This window comes from Janthinobacterium longum (assembly GCF_051380735.1).
GTDB lineage: Bacteria > Pseudomonadota > Gammaproteobacteria > Burkholderiales > Burkholderiaceae_D > Janthinobacterium.
Genome location: NZ_JBNYXQ010000006.1, coordinates 109324 through 127167 on the forward strand (window position 1 = coordinate 109324; position 17844 = coordinate 127167).

Sequence of the window (17844 nt, forward strand, 5' to 3'; positions counted from 1 at the left end):
GGCGCCGCCTCGGCGTCAGCGCTCGTCCTCGTCCTTGCCGCCTTGCCGGCTCGATTTTTGTGGCGTCCTGCTGCGGCTACCGTCGTTGTCGCGATTGGCCGATTGACGGCTTTCGCCGCCTTTGCGGCCGATCTCGGCCATGTGCTCGCGGTTGCGGCTGACGGCCTCACCCCCTTTTTGTCCTGCCCGGCGTGCTTCTTCCGAGTCGAATTCGTGGGCCGTGCCTTTCTGGTGCGCGGCCTGGCCACCCTTGCTGGCGATTTCGCGCTGCTGTGCTTCGCTCATGGCGGCGAAGCCCCGCTTGCTGCCACCTTTCTGGCTGTTGCCAGGGTTGCTGTCTTGCTCGTTGCCGGTTTCATTACCTTGCTTGCTGGCCATGCTGTTCTCCTTGCTGTCGGTGCTTGCGGTAGTGGTGGAAATAATATCCGGCAGCGCCGGATACGCGTTCAGTTCAAGCAAGGAGATAGACGCTGCGAATGATGGCAAGTTCCATACCGGCGCCGTGTTTTCGGCCCGGCAGGCCGACGCAAGCGTAAAAAAAAACGGCGGATTTGCGGCAGATCAAGGGATGCGTCGAACAAGCACCTTCTGGAATATGCTCGGAAAGTGGCCCAGCCGTGCGACAATACCGGCCTCGCGGCAGTGCGGCCCAGCGCCGTTCGCCACCGCCTTCGCGATTGTCGCGAAGGCTCACAGACTACTTACAGACCTGCTTTTTCGCGACCATGACGCATCCTGAATACATCCTGACCCTGTCCTGCCTGGACCAGCGCGGCATCGTGCACCGCGTGTCCGGCTTCCTGGCCGAGCATGGCTGCAACATCATCGATTCAGCCCAGTTCGGCGACCAGGAGTCGCAGCTGTTTTTCATGCGCGTGCATTTTGCGCTGGAAGATCCGGCCATCAGCGACAGCGTGCTGCGGGCCGACTTCGAGGCTCTGTCGCAGGTCATGCAGCTCGGTGGCAAGTTCCACGGGCAACTGCACGACGCGCACGCCAAGCCGCGCGTGATGCTGATGGTGTCAAAGATCGGCCACTGCCTGAACGATTTGCTGTTCCGCTACAAGAGCGGCTTGCTGAATGTGGAAATTCCCGCCATCGTATCGAACCACATGGAGTTCTACCAGCTGGCGGCCAGCTACAATATTCCCTTCCACCACCTGCCGCTGGCGGCCGGTGCGCCGGAGTCGGCCAAGCTGGCGCAGGAAGCGAAGATCGTCGAACTGCTCGACGCCCACCAGATCGACCTGGTGGTGCTGGCGCGCTACATGCAGATCCTGTCGCCGGGCCTGTGCCAGGCGCTGGACGGCCGCGCGATCAATATCCATCACTCCTTCCTGCCCAGCTTCAAGGGCGCCAAGCCGTATGCGCAGGCGCATCACCGCGGCGTCAAGCTGATCGGCGCGACGGCCCATTTCGTCACCGGCGACCTGGACGAAGGCCCGATCATCGAACAGGACGTGGAACGGGTCGACCATGCGATGGATGCCGAAACGCTGACGGCGATCGGCCGCGACGTCGAGTGCGTGGTGCTGGCACGTGCCGTGAAGTGGTTCGTGGAACACCGCATCCTGAAAAATGGCAACAAGACCGTCGTCTTCCGCTGATCTCCAACTTTCCTGACCCAGACACAATGGCACTCAAAGCAACAATCTTCAAAGCCGATCTGCAGATCGCCGACATGGACCGCAATTACTACCAGGGGCATGCGCTGACCCTGGCCCGCCATCCGTCGGAAACCGACGAGCGCATGATGGTGCGCCTGCTGGCGTTCGCCATCCATGCCGACGAGGCGCTGACCTTTACCAAGGGTCTGTTTGATACGGAGGAGCCGGACTTGTGGCAGAAGGACCTGACAGGCGCCATCCAATTGTGGATTGAAGTGGGCCAGCCTGACGAAAAGCGCATCCTGAAGGCATGCGGGCGCTCCGAGCAGGTGATCGTCTACAGCTATGGCGCGACCAGCCATATCTGGTGGAAGCAGATCGCCAACAAGCTGGAACGGGCAAAAAACCTGACCGTCATCAACCTGCCGTCCGATGCGGCGCAGGACATGAGCAAGCTGGCCCAGCGCAACATGCAGCTGCAGTGCACGATACAGGATGGACAGATCTGGCTTACCGACAGCGTGAACACGGTACTGATCGAGCGCGAAGCGGTGAAGCCGGCACGTTGATCGTTCAGTTGGGGGCGCTGCCGAGGCGCTTGATGCTGCCCGAGCGCCGCATGCTGCGGCTGATCTGCGGGTCGCCGTAATAGCTGACCTCGCCCGAGCCGCCGATGCTGATGGTCAGGTTTTCTTTTGCCCACACTTCCGCTTCGCCCGAGCCGCCTATGCTTACTTGTACGTCTTTGGCGTCCAGATGGCCAGCATCGATATTGCCGGAGCCGCCGATTGATGCCGTCAGTTGTTCCGTCTTGCCGCTGGCCTTGAAGTCGCCGCTGCCGCCGATGGCGATCGACACGTTGCGCGCATCGAGCTGGCTCGCATTGATTGAGCCGGAGCCGCCCACGTCGAAACGCAGTTTTTCGCCGCGCAGGCCGCTGGCGTTGATGGTGCCCGAGCCACCCACGCTGAGCCGCTCGACCTGGCGCGCATGCACCACGATGGTCAGGGCGGTCGGGTGCAGATTGCTGCTGCGCCTGGCCGGGCGGATGCGCAGCGTGCCGTTTTCCACCGCCGTTTCGATCAGCGGCAGGATATTGTCGTCCGCTTCAATGGTGATGCTGTCGGTATTGCCGATGCGCAGTTCCACCGTACCCGGCACGTTCAATGCCACGCCATTGAAACTGGCCACTTCGCGTACCTGCTTTTGCAGCTTGCCACTGCCCTTGACGCTGTTGCCGGCAATCCAGTCCATCGGTGACGCCAGGGCTGGCGCGGCAGGCGTTGCCAGGGCGAAGACGCTGGCGGCCAGCAGTACGGCGGTGGTAGCGCGGCGCGCCGGAAAGAGGATCGGTGTCATGGCTGTTCCTTGTTCAAAGATATGGCTGCATGGTAAGGCAGCATGCGCACCTGGCCCAGCAAGCTGCGACAGACTGCACCTTGAAAGGCACAGAATGCAGGCTGTGGCGACAGGAGGGCATGAGGTATCATGCCGGTATTGCATATAGAACGAGCACTGGAATGACATGTTGATTATTACCATCAAACAAGGCAAGGAAAAAAGCCTGCTGGGCCAATCGTGGATCTACGCCTCCGCGATCGACAAGGTCGAAGGCAAGCCGCAGGAAAAAATGAAGCCGGGCTCGACCGCCATCGTGCAAAGTTCATCGCGCCAGTTCATTGCCCGCGCCGCCTACAATTCGAAGTCGCAGATCCGCGCGCGCATCTGGAGTTTCAAGGAAGACGAGCCGGTCGATCACGCGCTGATCAAGCGCAGGGTCAAGGCTGCCATCGAAAAGCGCTTGCCGGCTATCAGGAAAGCAGGCGAGAACCAGCTCCTGACACTGATTAAGGGCGAGGACGAGGGCCTGCCTGGCCTGGTGGTGCAGTTGTTTGGCGGCGCGCAGGGCTATCTGATCTGCGAATTCAACGCCGGTGGCGTCGATGCGTGGAAAGTGGCCATCGTGCAATCGCTGATGGCCTCGACCGGCTGCCCGAATGTGTACGAGCGCTGCGACGAGCTGCTGCGCAAGGGCGAAGGCTTGCTGTTGATCGACGGCGCCCTGGCCGGCGAAGAACCACCCGATGAAGTCATGCTGACCGACAACGGCGTGCGCTATGCGCTGGACCTGAAGACTGGCCACAAAAGCAAGTTTCGCTGATGGCCGGGGTCAGACCCGACGGGTCTGACCCCAGATTTGCGTTGCGTACTCTGTCACTCCAATGGCACGCTGCGATACCGGTTGACCTCCCGCGCCGTCACCGCCGGCGCATGATTGCCCCAGCTGGCGCGCAGATGGCTGACCACGGCCGCCACTTCCCCATCATTCAATACCGGGCCGTACGGCGGCATGCCCCAGGGGCGGGGATTGCCGGCCGTGCCCGGCGCGAAACCGCCGTTCAGCACGATGCGAATCGCATTCACGGGCGAGTCCGTCAGCAAGGCCCGGTTGCCGGCCAGCGGCGGATAGCCGGGTGGCAGGCCTTTGCCGTCTGCCTGGTGGCAACTGGCGCAGTGGGTTTCATACAGCCTGGCGCCTTGCGCCAGTTGCCTGGTTGCCGCGTCCGAGGTGTCGCGCGGCGCCGCTTGCACGCGCGGCCGGGTATCGGGCAGGCTTTTCAGGTACACCGCCATGGCCCGCACGTCCGCCACCTCCAGATGTTGCAGGCTTTGCCGCACCACCTCGGCCATCGGGCCAAAGACGGTGGCGCGCGGCGACACGCCCGTGTGCAGCAGTTCCACGATATGCTCTGTTTCCCAGTCGCCCAGGCCCGCTTCCGCGTTCGAAGTCAGCGAGGGCGCGTACCAGCCCAGCATGGGGATCAGGCCGCCCGATAAGCCTTCTTCGCTGCCGCCGAGGGTGGTGCGGCTGCTATGGCAGGCGCTGCAGTGGCCCAGGCCCTGCACCAGGTAGGCGCCACGGTTCCACTCCACGCTTTGCGCCTGCTCATCCTGGTACACGGCCGGCTTGAAATACAACGCGCGCCAGGCCGCCAGCGCGATCTGCTGGTTGTAGGGAAAGCGCAGCGTGTGCGGCAGATTGGCCTGCCGCTGCGGCGTTACGCTTTGCAAATAGGTGTACAGGGCGTCGCTGTCTTCGCGCCTTACCCTGGTGTAATTGGTATAAGGAAAAGCCGGATACAGCAGGCGGCCATCTTTCGATTTGCCGTTGTGCATGGCGCGCCAGAAATCATCTGCACTCCAGGCGCCGATGCCGGTCGCCTGGTCTGGCGTGATATTGGGCGAGATCACATTGCCGAACGGCGTGGACAGCGCCCGACCACCCGCATATTGCACCCCGCCACGGGTAGTGTGGCAGGCCATGCAGTCGCCGGCCCTGGCCAGGTAGGCGCCACGCGCGACCAGCTGCTCCTGGCTGAGCTTGCCCGGTTTTGCCGGAGGTCCCATATCGTCGGCCGGCCACAGCAGCATTTTTGCGCCCACGCCCGCGATCAACAGCACAGCCAGTGCCATCAGCGACTTTCTCATGATGCTACCCCGGCGGTGGAACCTGGCACGCTGCCGCAGTGCAGTGGCAAGGGCAGGGTGATGGTGGTTGCCGGGCGCGCATTCGCGTCGGCCGCCTGCGTGCCCAGCCAGGCCGATACCGCGCCGACGTCGGCGTCGGACAGGCGAGCGGCGACCAGCGCCATGCAGTCGGGTGCATGGGCGCGGCGCACGCCGTTCTTCCAGGCGCCAAACTGGGCGTTGACATAGTCGCGCGGCAAGCCCGGCAAACCCGGGATGGCGGGCGCCACGCCGGCCAGTTGCTGGCCGTGGCAACTGATGCAGGCCGGGATTTTTTTCACGCTGTCGCCGGCAAGCACCAGTTGCCTGCCGCGCGCAAGAGCGCTGGCGCCTGCCGTGCTGGCCTGGCTTGGCGGCGGCGCGGGGTGTTGCTGCGAAAAATAGTCGGCGATTTCCTTGAGGTAGGCGTCCGGCAGGTGCTCGACCATATAGGTCATCATCGGGTAGCGGCGCCGGCCGTCACGGAAGTTGACCAGCTGGTTATACAGATAGCCGGCCGGCTTGCCGGCGATGCGGGGAAAGAAAGCGTCGTGGCGTTCCTCCTGCGCATGGCAGGCGGTGCAGGCCTTGATGCGCTGGGCCAGGGTGTCGGGCACCGACGTCGGGGCAGCCACCGCCAGCGTGCTCGCCAGGCTGGCCATCGCCATGCACAGCCTTGAAAAAGGTCGCCGCATATTATCCACTCGCTCTTGATTGAGTTGCCCAGCATATACCGGGCGCGTTGATTGCGATAGTATCAAGTGTGCCGCAAGTGCATGGCGAGCGGATGACTCGACCATGCTGTTTCGGCTGGCTGGAAATAATGCCGGAAACAGGGGGCAAAAGCGGCTCTTGGTTGTTCCAAAAAGCAATATTGCTGCTATATTGATGGATCTATAACTATGAATGGGAATGGCAATGGACAGCTCGCAAGGTGACGTACTTCACAAGCAGGATACGACGATGGGCATCCTGTCGCATATCGCCGGTTTGTTTACCAGTTGGGTCGGACCGCTGATCATTTTCCTGATCAAAAAGGGCAACGGGGATAAATTTTCGACCGACAATGCGCGCGAGGCGCTGAACTTTCAGATCACCTTGCTGCTGTGGTATTTCGTGTGTTTTATCCTGTCCTTCGTGCTGATCGGCCTGTTCATGTTCTGGCTGGTTGCACTGGGTAACCTGGTGTTGTCGATTGTTGCCGCTGTCAAGGCCAGCGAAGGCACCGTCTACCGTTACCCGCTGACCATCCGCCTGATCAACTGACAGCTTCTGCCGGCGGCAGCGTGGCGCGCGGCATTTTTTGCGGCGTCACCTTGCCACCGGTGGCAATCCAGCGGCGGTACACGCGCAGGGCCACCTGCGCGTCGTCGGCCGCGTACAGGATCTGCTTGTCTGACAGGCGGGCCGAAGCCCAGTTGGTGGTGGAGATTTTTTTCGACTTTTGCAGATGCAGGCCGAAGAACTTCGCCACCGCCGTCTTGGCGCCCAGGTCGTTGCGCTGGCCGCCACGCAGGGCCACTGACAGGTCGAGCACGCCGGCTGGCGCAATGCCCAGCTTGTTGCGCAAGCGCTTGACGTCGTCGGACAGGCCGAAACCGACTTTCAAGGTGCTGGTCGATTCAAGGATGGCTTTCAGCTCCGCCAGGGCCGGCGTTGCCTGCGACCCCACTTGGAACAGATATGCGATGTCGTCGGTGGCCAGCTGGATCAGGTGCGGCCCGGTCGACGATTCGCCCTTGACGAAGGTCGGCTTCGATTCGGTGTCGAAACCGATCGCGTCGGTCGCCAGCAAGGCCGCCATGGCAGCCTGCGCTTCGTCGGCGGTGCGCACCAGGCGCACGTCTTCGAGGCGGATGCCCTGGTAGGGCGGCAAGGCGGGAGCTGGCGGCTGCAGTGGCGCGCAGGCGTTATCCATGAAGCCGGATCAACCTTTGCGCGAGAACTTCGCGGTCAGCAAATTGAGCTTTTCCAGACGCAGGCGATTGGCTTCTTCGGCTGCAGCCGCTTCGCGCTCGGCCTTCTTGCGATCGGCTTCTTTCTTGAAGCGCTGCTGCAATACTTGCGTGGCGTGTTCGCGGTGGGTGGCGGTGACTTCCGCGCCGGCCTTGCCGTCGAGGTCGTAGCGCACCTTGGCTTTTTCCATCACGCGCAGGTAGCGCAGCGAACCGGTGTGGATACCGAGCGCCGTACGCATCAGCTTGCGGTCCAGGTCCGGCAGGCGGGCCAGGATCTGTTTGTCGATACCGATCGACAAGGGCAGGCAATCGCGGAACGGCGGGAATTGTTCCTGGAACTGCTTGAGCAGCGCACGCGCCGTCAGGGCGGCCGGCGCCGGTGCGGCTGTCGGGGCTGCTGTTACAGCCTCCGGTACAGGCGCAGGTGCTGCTGCGTCCGCTTGCGTGTCAGGAGTGGTGGCTTGCTGGTCTGGCGTGGAGCTGGTCATCGACATCGTGGGGTTAGGCTATAAAAGGGGAGCATAGCACGCGCCACAGGCGAGTGCATTGTCTTTTTTGGCAACTTGGGACGCATTTGACATGCATCCTCGTAATGAAGACAAGCGCAAAAATGGTTAAATGTGTATAATGTCGGCTTGCGCTGATGACTGCGCCGGGTTTTTTACGGAGCAAATCAGATGCACAGAGGATAAGAGCAGTCCATGGTGGCCTTGATATCTGGCCGGTTGGCAGCAGATAGTGTGCTTGTCATATCCGGCTTATCGGCATTCATCCATGATCTTGCTCTCCGCTGTGTCTTCACTGAACAACAACAAGCCCGTTCTGGTACGGGCTTTTTTTCATTCCGCAATGTACATCGCTTGTTTATCTGACCTGGCTTCGGCCTCGCCGTCCGTCCCGCCGCTGTTGCAGGACGCGCGGGCTTTGAACGTTCCGATACCCAGGCGCCGCTGCCGCTAGACGGCAGCCGCAACAATACGCTCCATCGAGTCCGGTTTCGCAGGCTTAGGTGGAATCATTCACTTCGCGCCGACACCATCTGGTCTCGCATTAAGAGATATCTCATGAAGAATACGCCAAAAACTTTAACGTTGTCTGTCAAGGCGCCACGCCCGGCCTCCGCGCAACTAGCCGTTCCAAAAACGACTCTATCTTACTTCATCGATAATGCGCAAGCGAATCCGGAAGCGACCGTGGTCACGCCGACCGTGGTGACGGTCGTCAAGAAGAGCCGTTCGCGCCTGGCCGCCGTGCCGCCTCTTGATGTTGCTGCGGAAACACCACTGGCTGCCGAGCTGCCAGCGCAAGTGAGCGCTACCGCCGACGTTGCGCCGGCCAAAGTGCCGGGCGAAAAAATCGCGCCGGCCGTGAAAGCGGCTGCCGCGCCGCGCAAGGTCAGCGAAAGCGCCGCCACCAACAAGGTGGTGACGGCCGCCCGCTCGAAAGTCGTGCGCGCCAAGGTTGAACCGGCACCCGTCACCATCATCAGCGGCACGCAGGTGGTCAGCAAGACCACCGACGCCGACGCCCTGGCCGCCATCGATACCTCGAACTACTTCCTGCCGACGGTCAAGGTACCGGGCCGCCGTGGCCGCAAACCGAGCGAATTTACGCCGGAAAACGACGAAGTGGCAGCACTGAACGCGGTCGAGCGCGCCGAACTGAAAGCCGTCTCGAAAGCGCGCGACCGCAAGGCCAAGGGTGGCGTTGCCGACGCGCTGGGCGATCCGGAAGCGTCGGCTGCCGACCTGGAGCGGCGCCGCAAGCAGATCACCGGCCTCATCAACATGGGCAAGGAACGCGGTTTCCTGACCTATGCCGAGATCAATGACCAACTGCCGGAAAACATCATCGATCCGGAAGCGATCGAGGGCATTATCGCCACCTTCAACGACATGGGCATCGCCGTCTACGAGCGCGCCCCTGACGCGGAAAGCCTGTTGTTGACCGACAACGTCGCCACCGTCACCAGCGACGACGAAGTCGAGGCTGCTGCTGCTACCGCGCTGTCGACGGTCGATTCCGACTTCGGTCGCACCACCGACCCGGTGCGCATGTACATGCGTGAAATGGGCGCCGTGGCGCTGCTGACGCGCGAAGGCGAGATCGAGATTGCCAAGCGCATCGAAGGCGGCCTGAAAGACATGATCCAGGCGATTTCCGCCTGCCCGACCACCATCGGCGAAATTGTCGCCCTGTCGCAGAAAATCGCGCGTGACGAGATCAAGGTCGATGAGGTGGTCGACGGCTTTGTCGACCTGAACGAAAGCAATGCCCCGGCGCCGGCCGCCGTGGTGGTGCCTGCCGCCGCCACTGGCGACGACGAGGAAGAGGAAGAAGAAGCGGAAGAAGAAGACGGCGACGCCAATGGCGGCGCGGCCGGTTTCTCGAGCGAACAGCTGGCGCAGCTGAAAAAGAATGCGCTGGAGAAATTCAACGTCATCTCGGCCCAGTACGAGAAGATGCGCAAGGCGCCCGAAGGCTACAACTCGAAAGTTTACGTCAAGGCGCAGGAAGCGATTTCGCAGGAACTGCTGGGTATCCGCTTTACCGCCAAGGTGGTTGAAAAGCTGTGCGACACCCTGCGCGGCCAGATGGAAGAAGTGCGCCATATCGAGCGCGCCGTGCTGGAGCTGTGCGTGAACAAATGCGGCATGCCGCGCGCCCACTTCATCAAGGTGTTCCCGGGCAACGAGACGGACTTGGAATGGGTCGACCGCGAAGTCGATTGCAAGTATCCGTACAGCGCCATCCTGAGCCGTAACGTGCCGGCCGTGAAAGAGCTGCAAAAGAAAATGATCGACCTGCAAGCCCGCGTGGCCTTGCCGCTGGCCGACCTGCGCAAGATCAACAAGCAGATGGCCGCCGGCGAAAAACGTGCGCGTCACGCAAAACGTGAAATGACGGTCGCCAACTTGCGCCTGGTGATTTCGATCGCCAAGAAATACATCAACCGCGGCCTGCAGTTCCTCGACCTGATCCAGGAAGGCAATATAGGCCTGCTGAAAGCGGTCGACAAGTTCGAATACCGTCGCGGCTACAAGTTCTCGACCTATGCCACCTGGTGGATACGCCAGGCCATCACGCGTTCGATCGCCGACATGGCCCGCACCATCCGCGTGCCCGTGCACATGATCGAAACGATCAACAAGATGAACCGTATCTCGCGCCAGATCATGCAGGAAACCGGCAGCGAGCCGGACCTGGCGACCCTGGCCGTCAAGATGGAAATGCCGGAAAACAAGGTGCGCGAAATCATGAAGATTGCCAAAGAGCCTATTTCCATGGAAACGCCGATGGGTGAAGATGGCGATTCGCAGCTGGGCGACTTTATCGAAGACAACACGACGCTGGCCCCGCTGGACGCCGCGCTGCACGCCTCGATGCGCAACGTGATCAAGGAAGTGCTGGACTCCCTGACCCCGCGCGAAGCGAAAGTGTTGCGCATGCGTTATGGCGTGGAAATGTCGAACGACCACACGCTGGAAGAAGTGGGCAAGCAGTTCGACGTCACGCGCGAGCGTATCCGCCAGATCGAAGCGAAAGCCATGAGCAAGCTGCGCCAGCCTTCGCGTTCGGACAAGTTGAAAACGTTCCTGACGCAGAACTAAGCATCAGGCAATTCAGTAAAAGGAGGTCAGTTCACAATCTGGCCTCCTTTTTTTCGCCTCGCCAAAGTCAGGCCACTATTTCTTCCACGGTGTCTGGCCGGCGGCGCTGGCTTTTGCGAACACCTGCTGTTCGTAGTCGAGGTAGGCGTGCAGCATGGGGCGGTAGGTCGCTTCGGCAATTTGCGGCGACAGGCCGTTCTGCTGCGCCAATGCCATCGCCTTGTGCACCACGGCTTCGGCGCGTGCCGGCACTTCGACGTGGGTGGGGTCTGGTTTGAAGCGCGCCGCCTCGTGCACATAGCGGCCACGCTCTGCCATCAGGCGCACGATGTCGTGATCGATGCGGTCGATATTGGCGCGCACTTCGTCCAGGCTCTGGCAGCAGGCGCCGTTGTTGACCGTGGGGCTGCCCCATGGCGCAGGCGGCGCCGACGGGGCCGCTGCGGGCTCCTGGGAGTAGCTTGAATTGGTCAGCAGAAGGAAAACAGTCACAAGGGGTAATCGCATGCGTCGCTCCGGTTGGGATGAGGGCGGTTGCCTTCATCGGTGGGGCGAGTCTACCGGCTTTTCCAGGTAGCCCTGGTCCTGAAGATGTAATAAACGCAGGACCGTAATCGGCAACTATGCCAGGACTTTACTGCCAACCAACAAGTGGGTCCGGATTGCGTGTGGCGCCAACAACTTGTGGCATGCAATCACGGATAAGGCAAGCGGATCTCCAGGGTCGTACCCTGGCCGGGGCCGCTGGTGATGGCAATCGTGCCACCCAGCGCATGCATTCTTTCACGCATGTTTTTCAGGCCGAACGCGGCGCGCTTGCCGTCGTCGCCCGGCTGCATGCCGATGCCGTCATCGCTGATGCACACCGCCACCTGGCTGGCGCATTGCCCCAGCGTTACTTCGACAGTACGGGCGCGTGCATGGCGCAGGCTGTTCAACAGGGATTCCTCGATCACGCGAAACAGCGCCGCAGTCTTGCGCCGGTCCAGTCCTTGACCGGTATCGGGATTGTCCAGCGTCAGGTGGTAGCACCCGTCACCGAGGGTGTGCATTTGCCGTACCAGCCATTCGACGGCCGGTACCAGTCCCAGTTCCAGGGTGCTTGGGTACAGGTCGTTGATGATTTCGCGCACGGCGGCAATGCTGGCGTCGATGGCGGCGAGCGCACGCTGCGTGTGGCGCCGCAGTCGCGCATGTTTTTCACCGGTGCGTGCATGCAGCAGGCTGGCATCGATCTTCAGCACCATCAGGCTTTGCCCCAGGTCGTCGTGGATGTCGAGCGCGATACGGCGCCGTTCGGCTTCCTTGATGCTTTCCTGGTGGTCCGACAGTTCGCGCAGCTGCAGCAGCGACAGGCGCAGCGCCTCTTCATTGCGCCGGTGTTCGGTGATGTCGATGCCCATGCCGATGATCATTTGCGGCTGTCCGTGTTCGTCGAAGAGAGCCTTTTTGTGCGTCTGTACCTGCCGGTATTGCTGCAGGTGGGAATTCCACAGCATGTCTTCGCGCACCACCACGCGACGCTGCGCAAATGCCTGGCGGTCGTCTTCGCGAAAGCCCTGCAACTGTTCCGGCGTGTAATAGCACTCTTCCGTGCGCGCCGTCAGTTCGTCCAGTGCGATGCCCCATTGCTGTTCGCAAGCTTCGTTCATCAGTATCACCTTCGACTCGGCCGTTTTCAGGAACAGGGCCAGCGGCAGCATGGCGATAATCTCCCGCAAGCGTGTTTCGCTGCACAGCAAGGCTTGCTCTGCCTGCCGGCGCACCGCAACCTCCCCGGCCAGTTGCGCGTTGGCCTCCTGCAACTGCGCCGTGCGCAGCGCAATGCGCTGTTCCAGCCCCGCATGCGCCGCCACCAGTGCCTGCTGGGCCAGGTGATGGGCGGTCACATCGGTCGCTATCGTCAGCGAACCGCACAGCCTGCCATGTGCGTCCAGCAGGCGCTTGCCGCCGACCATGGCCCAGGCCGTGGCGCCATCGGCTCGCTGATATTGAAGCAGGCGCGCCGGTCCTGGCAGGTCGGTGCGCAGCATGGGGCACAGCCGTTGCAAGGTCGGCACATTGAAAAAATCGCTGACATGGCGTCCCACCAGTTGCGCTTCGGTCAGTCCCAGCATCTCGCCCATGCGCCGGTTGGCGGCAACGATGCGACCGCTGGCGTCGGTTTCCCAGGCGCCATCCTGTATCGATTCGCTCAGTTCGCGGTGGCGCGCGCTGCTCGCCCTTGACTGGCGGCGCAACAGAACAATGTACACGCCTGCGGCCAGCACCAGGCCGGCCATGGCAAGGATCGCGATGCATGCTGCCTGCAACAGGTGAAACGACGGATATGCCATCGGTGCCTTTGGGTGTCTGTTGCCAGGCCCGCTTGCTGCTGCGACTCGGCAGACTGAATTGTTGAAACATATTGTAATGCTTTACTTGCATTGCTATAAGAATAATTTCCATGTTGCACCGGTAGTGTCGGTAATTGCCACGCCGCAATAATGCCGGGCTCGCTTTCGCATACAATCGACAGCACTGCTGTATCACTGCTATCCTTTGGAGCATACTGGTCATGAAGATATGGAAGGCGCAACCCCGCGCGATTACAATGCTGACAATACTTTCCGGCCTGGCCGGCGCTGGCCATGCGGCGCCGCAAGCTGGCGTGCACGATGCGCTGGATCAGCCACTGGGCCTGCTGCCTGGCCAGGATTTTCGCCTTGCCAACGGCCAGTGCACCGATTGCCCGACCATTCCTCAAGCGCTGTTCTATTTCCGCGATCAGGTCATCGCCGTGCCCCGGCCGGGAAAAACCGTTTCCGGCCACTCGACTGTGTTGCGCGGCAAGGAAGATGTGCGCGCCTGGGCCGCCAGCAATGAGGCAGGGCGGCTGGCTTATCCCGGCGTGGTCTGGCTGGGTGCGCCGCAGTTGTTGCCGCAAGCGACTTTCTCGCCCGATGGTGCCAGCCTGCAGTTGCCTGGCGGCGCCGTGCTGCCATCGCGGCTGGCGCCGAAAATTCCCACCAACCTGTCGTATTTCGACGCCAGTTCACGCGCTTTTTTCGACGGCAAATCGGTGCGCGTGCGCGGCAGCCTGGAACCGGCCCAAGGCCAGCAGCGCGCCACGTACACGGCGCGCACCATCTGGCCGAACGACTTCGTGATCAACGCGACAAAGGTCGAAGCGCTGAACGGCAATGACGGCTTGGTCGACTATGTGCGGGCGCATGATGGTGGCGCGAAAAGCGCCTATTCGAACCAGCTCGTGTGGCAGCGCGAGCAGGGCGCGGCCAGCCAGTGGCAGGGCAAGCCAGTGCTTGCCGTGATGCTCAACGGCGCCCAGGGCGATGATGACGAGGCTTACGGCGGCCATTTTGCGATTGCTACCGGCACCATGGGACCGCGCGGCGAATTTGCCGACTGGATCGTGAACAATTTCTATGGCCTCGACGCCTATGGCGAAAAGGGCATCCTGGCCGCTTCGGTACCGATGGATAATTACCTGGCCGACCTGAACAGCGGGCAATCGTATTACCGGCCTTCCTACATGCTGGTCGCCGTGCTGAACAATGCGCGCACGGCCGTGGCCTACCAGGGCGGCGTGCAGCGCCTGTACAACCAATATTACCGTCACGATATCATTTACGACGGCGCGCTCAGTAACTGCGCCGGCCTGAGCATGGATGTGTTCGATGCGCTCGGCTGGAAGATTCCTGCGCGCGGCCCGACCCACGCCCTGATGGCGCTGGCAGGCTATCCCTACAAGGCAATCAGCAAACTGAGCTTGAAGGAGGGCCGCAAGGCCTATGATTACCTGAGCGAGGAGCAGACGCGCTTGTATCCGGCGGTGGCGTTTGACGCTGCCGGGCAGGACCTGTTGCAGCTGGTCAGCGGCACGACCAAGCGTGCCCTGACGCCGTTCGAGCAGCAACTGCGCAGCGATGTGGAGGCGCTGATACTGGTGCGCATACCGCAGTTCCCGTCCAGCCGCGCCTTCGGCTCGGCGCCGGTGTTTTCCTATGATGAATACATGGCGCACACACCGGCCGACCCGGCCGACTGGAAGATCGTGCCGGTGCAGCCGCGGCCTTTTCCAGCTGCCTTGCGCGATGGCCTGGCCAGCGAGCCGGTACAGCGCAGCCTGATGCCTTGGCCGGTGGCGCTGGCTGGTGTCACGCTGCTGGCGGCGCTTTGCGGCACGGTTCTGCTGGTGCGGCGGCTGATGCGCCGGCGCTCAGGCCGGCGCTCACAGGCGACTGTCTAGCCCGTATTGCGCAGGCCCGCCGCCACGCCGTTGATCGACAACTGGATGCCACGGTGCACGCGCTCGTCGACCTTGTTCTCGTTTGACAAGGCGCGGTGGCGCTTGATCAGTTCCACTTGCAAGTGGTTCAGCGGATCGAGGTAGGCGAAGCGGTTCTGGATCGAGCGCGCCAGCAGCGGATTGCCGGCCAGGCGTTCCGTGTTGCCGGTGATCAGTTCCAGGCATTGCAAGGTGTTGCCATGCTCTTCCGTAATGCGCTTGTAGATACGTTCGCGCAATGCATGGTCGGCCACCAGTTCCGCATAGCGCGAGGCGATCGCCAGGTCGGTCTTGGCCAGCACCATGTCCATGTTCGACAGCAGGGTGGCAAAGAAGGGCCATTCGGCGTACATGCTGCGCAAGGTAGTGATTCGCTCGTCTTTCGAACCTTCTGCCTGGTTGATCCAGGCGCCAATCGCGCTGCCGAAGCCGAACCAGCCCGGCAGCAGCAAGCGACACTGGCCCCATGAAAAACCCCAGGGAATCGCGCGCAGGTCTTCGATGCGCTGGTTGGCCTTGCGCGAGGCCGGCCGCGAACCGAGGTTCAGTTCGGCGATTTCGGCGATAGGCGTGGCGGCAAAGAAATACTCGGTAAAGCCCGGCGTCTCGTACACCAGCTGGCGATACGCCTTGTAGGCCAGGTTCGACAGTTCCGCCATCACGGTTTCAAAGCGCGCCAGCTGCCTGGTCTGCTGCGGGTTTTCTGCCTGCGGCGCCAGGCTCGCTTCCAGCGTGGCGGCGACCAGCAACTCCAGGTTGCGCCGGCCGATTTCCGCATTCGAAAACTTCGAGGCGATAATCTCGCCCTGTTCCGTCAGCCTGATCTGGCCGTTGACGGTGCCCGGTGGCTGGGCCAGGATGGCTTCGTAGCTGGGTCCGCCGCCACGGCCCACCGTGCCGCCCCGGCCGTGGAACAGGCGCAGCTTGACTCCCGCCTGCCTGAAGTTGGCCACCAGCGCCAGTTCGGCCTTGTACAGCTCCCAGTTTGAGGTCAGGAAGCCGCCGTCCTTGTTCGAGTCGGAATAGCCGAGCATGACTTCCTGCAATTTCCCCTGCTTTTCGATCAATTGCCTGACCAGCGGCAGCGCCATGGCGCGGCTCATGATGCCGGCTGCGCGCTGCAGGTCGGGAATGGTTTCAAACAGCGGGATGACCATCAGCTCGCTGCTGGCGCCGCCGCTGGCATCGATTTTCAGCAGCCCGGTTTCCTTCTGCAGCAGCATCACTTCGAGCAGGTCGGACACGGTTTCCGTATGCGAAATGATGTAGTTGCGGATCGCCCGTGCGCCGTAGCGCGCACGGATATCGCGCGCCGCGCGCAAAATCGCCAGCTCCGAATCAGTCACTTCGCTGTAGCTGATGAATGGCGAATACAGCAGGCGCGGCTGGGCCAGTTCACCCAGCAGCAGCGCTTCCCTGGCGTCCTCGTCCAGCGCGCAGTAATCGCTTTCCAAGCCGCTTTTGGCAAACAGGTCGGCCAGCACTTTTTCGTGCACGTCCGAGGTTTGCCGCATATCGAGCGAGGCGAGGTGGAAGCCGAAGATGTCGGCCGCGCGCGCCAGGGTGGCCAGGCGCGGGCGGGCCAATGCCGCGCCGTGATTCGCTTCCAGCGAGTCGATGATCACCCGCAGGTCGGCCACGAAAGCGCCAGCGTCGGCGTAGGGTGCGGCGGCGCCCACTTCCTTGCGCAGGATATTGGTCGCGCCCAGCGAACGGGCGGTGGCGGCCAGCCGCGCATAGATGCCGATCAGGGCGCGTCGGTACGGCTCGTCGCTGCGGTGCGGCGAAGCGTCGGGTGATTGCTCTGCCAGCGCCTGCAGTTGCGTGCTCACGCCCACCATCAGGGTCGACACCGACAGTTCGGCGCCCAGCGCGTGCACTTCGTCGAGATAGAAATCGAGGATGGTGGTGGCATGGCGCGCCAGCGCGTGCTGCATGGTGCCGGCGTTGACGTTCGGATTGCCGTCGCGGTCGCCGCCGATCCAGCTGCCCATCTGCACGTAGGCCGCGTCGATCGGCGTGACGGCGCCGTCAGGACTCGGGTATTCGGCGGCGATATCGTCCTCGATATCGTCGTACAGGGCCGGCAGTTCGCGCAGGAAGGTGATGCGATAGTAGGACAGGGCGTTTTCGATCTCGTCGGCCACCGTCAGCTTGGAGTAGCGCAGCATGCGCGTTTGCCACAAGGTCGCCACGCGCGAACGCAGCAGCTGCATGTTGGCCAGGCGTTCTTTTGGCGTTTGCGGCGTGTCGCGTTCGGCCAGCAGGCGCGCGATGTCGTGCTCGGCGTCGAGTATGCTCTTGCGCTGTACTTCGGTCGGGTGGGCCGTCAGCACGGGGGCGATCAGGGCATCCTGGAAAAACCTGTCGACGGTGGCACGCGGCACGCCGGCGGCATGCAGTTTTTTCAGCGCAAAGCCGATGCTGCCCTTTTGCGCTGGCGAACCGGCCAGCAGGTGGGCGCGGCGGCGGCGGATACGGTGCTGGTCCTCGGCGATATTGGCCAGGTGCGAAAAATAGGAAAACGCACGCACCACGGAATTGGTCTGTTCGCGCGTCAGCTGCTTGAGCATGGCGTCCAGTTCCAGGGCGGCCTCGGCGTCTTCTTCGCGGCGAAAGCGCACCGAGGTCTGGCGGATGGTTTCCACCACGTTGAAGACGGCGTCGCCTTCCTGTTCGCGCAGCACGTCGCCCAGCAGGCGGCCCAGCAGGCGTATGTCTTCTTTCAGTGGCGCGTCCTTGTCCGGGCTGGAGGCGGTGTCGGTTTCTGCTGCACTGGCTTCATTGAGCATATTTAAGTACCAAAGTAGGTGTCAAAGAAAAGAAACGGCAACTGCGCCGGGCGTTCAGCCACAGCGGGGAGGGGGGCGCAT

Annotated in this window: 16 protein-coding genes; 7 read left to right on the forward strand and 9 right to left on the reverse strand. The window is 62.3% G+C overall.

Annotated elements, in window-relative coordinates:
- Positions 1-15: 15 nt before the first annotated feature.
- Entirely contained in the window at positions 16-378 is a 363-nt protein-coding gene (locus tag ACQ4WM_RS16630; RefSeq protein WP_436547785.1) for a KGG domain-containing protein, read from the reverse strand.
- On the opposite strand from ACQ4WM_RS16630, the gene ACQ4WM_RS16635 reads away from it, so the two are divergent.
- Genes ACQ4WM_RS16635 through ACQ4WM_RS16645 form a run of 3 tightly spaced genes read left to right on the forward strand, consistent with a single transcriptional unit; the run spans position 377 to position 2176 of the window.
- Complete coding sequence (locus ACQ4WM_RS16635; protein WP_436547786.1) at positions 377-739, forward strand: hypothetical protein; 363 nt, start codon at positions 377-379, stop codon at positions 737-739. The genes ACQ4WM_RS16630 and ACQ4WM_RS16635 overlap by 2 nt on opposite strands.
- Positions 726-1607, forward strand: a complete 882-nt coding sequence (gene purU, locus ACQ4WM_RS16640) for a formyltetrahydrofolate deformylase (RefSeq protein ID WP_436547787.1) — start codon at positions 726-728, stop codon at positions 1605-1607. The genes ACQ4WM_RS16635 and purU overlap by 14 nt, the downstream gene beginning before the upstream one ends.
- Before the next feature lie 26 nt (positions 1608-1633).
- Positions 1634-2176 (forward strand): YaeQ family protein, encoded by a 543-nt coding sequence (locus tag ACQ4WM_RS16645; RefSeq protein WP_436547788.1) that lies wholly within the window; start codon positions 1634-1636, stop codon positions 2174-2176.
- Positions 2177-2180: 4 nt separating this feature from the next.
- Here ACQ4WM_RS16645 and ACQ4WM_RS16650 read toward each other — a convergent pair whose 3' ends face one another.
- Positions 2181-2966, reverse strand: coding sequence for a head GIN domain-containing protein (locus ACQ4WM_RS16650; RefSeq protein ID WP_436547789.1), 786 nt, complete (start codon positions 2964-2966; stop codon positions 2181-2183).
- Between the two features lie 166 nt (positions 2967-3132).
- Here ACQ4WM_RS16650 and ACQ4WM_RS16655 point away from each other — a divergent pair, with 166 nt between their 5' ends.
- Complete coding sequence (locus tag ACQ4WM_RS16655; protein WP_436547790.1) at positions 3133-3768, forward strand: class I SAM-dependent rRNA methyltransferase; 636 nt, start codon at positions 3133-3135, stop codon at positions 3766-3768.
- Positions 3769-3821: 53 nt separating this feature from the next.
- Here ACQ4WM_RS16655 and ACQ4WM_RS16660 read toward each other — a convergent pair whose 3' ends face one another.
- Positions 3822-5096 carry a c-type cytochrome gene (locus ACQ4WM_RS16660; RefSeq protein WP_436547791.1) on the reverse strand — a complete coding sequence of 425 codons (1275 nt, stop codon included), beginning with the start codon at positions 5094-5096 and terminating at the stop codon, positions 3822-3824.
- On the reverse strand, positions 5093-5782 hold the full coding sequence (locus tag ACQ4WM_RS16665; protein ID WP_436547792.1) for a c-type cytochrome: 690 nt from the start codon (positions 5780-5782) through the stop codon (positions 5093-5095). The genes ACQ4WM_RS16660 and ACQ4WM_RS16665 overlap by 4 nt, the downstream gene beginning before the upstream one ends.
- Before the next feature lie 250 nt (positions 5783-6032).
- Between ACQ4WM_RS16665 and ACQ4WM_RS16670 the strand changes: the two genes are divergently transcribed.
- Complete coding sequence (locus ACQ4WM_RS16670) at positions 6033-6380, forward strand: DUF4870 domain-containing protein (RefSeq protein WP_436547793.1); 348 nt, start codon at positions 6033-6035, stop codon at positions 6378-6380.
- Here ACQ4WM_RS16670 and ACQ4WM_RS16675 read toward each other — a convergent pair.
- A complete protein-coding gene (locus ACQ4WM_RS16675) occupies positions 6373-7032 on the reverse strand; it encodes a 3'-5' exonuclease (protein ID WP_436547794.1) in 660 nt (219 codons plus the stop codon). The two genes, ACQ4WM_RS16670 and ACQ4WM_RS16675, sit on opposite strands and share 8 nt — an antisense overlap.
- A gap of 9 nt (positions 7033-7041) precedes the next feature.
- Complete coding sequence (locus ACQ4WM_RS16680; RefSeq protein WP_436547795.1) at positions 7042-7560, reverse strand: ProQ/FINO family protein; 519 nt, start codon at positions 7558-7560, stop codon at positions 7042-7044.
- Between the two features lie 576 nt (positions 7561-8136).
- Between ACQ4WM_RS16680 and rpoD the strand changes: the two genes are divergently transcribed.
- Complete coding sequence (gene rpoD / locus ACQ4WM_RS16685; protein WP_436547796.1) at positions 8137-10683, forward strand: RNA polymerase sigma factor RpoD; 2547 nt, start codon at positions 8137-8139, stop codon at positions 10681-10683.
- A gap of 75 nt (positions 10684-10758) precedes the next feature.
- Here rpoD and ACQ4WM_RS16690 read toward each other — a convergent pair whose 3' ends face one another.
- Both ACQ4WM_RS16690 and ACQ4WM_RS16695 read right to left on the reverse strand, forming a co-directional pair.
- A complete protein-coding gene (locus tag ACQ4WM_RS16690; RefSeq protein WP_436547797.1) occupies positions 10759-11190 on the reverse strand; it encodes a chorismate mutase in 432 nt (143 codons plus the stop codon).
- A gap of 188 nt (positions 11191-11378) precedes the next feature.
- Positions 11379-13019 (reverse strand): PAS domain-containing sensor histidine kinase, encoded by a 1641-nt coding sequence (locus ACQ4WM_RS16695; RefSeq protein WP_436547798.1) that lies wholly within the window; start codon positions 13017-13019, stop codon positions 11379-11381.
- Positions 13020-13276: 257 nt separating this feature from the next.
- Here ACQ4WM_RS16695 and ACQ4WM_RS16700 point away from each other — a divergent pair, with 257 nt between their 5' ends.
- Positions 13277-14932, forward strand: a complete 1656-nt coding sequence (locus tag ACQ4WM_RS16700) for a hypothetical protein (RefSeq protein WP_436547799.1) — start codon at positions 13277-13279, stop codon at positions 14930-14932.
- On the opposite strand, the gene ppc is transcribed toward ACQ4WM_RS16700, so the two are convergent.
- A complete protein-coding gene (ppc, locus tag ACQ4WM_RS16705; protein ID WP_436547800.1) occupies positions 14929-17763 on the reverse strand; it encodes a phosphoenolpyruvate carboxylase in 2835 nt (944 codons plus the stop codon). The two genes, ACQ4WM_RS16700 and ppc, sit on opposite strands and share 4 nt — an antisense overlap.
- Positions 17764-17844 lie beyond the last annotated feature (81 nt).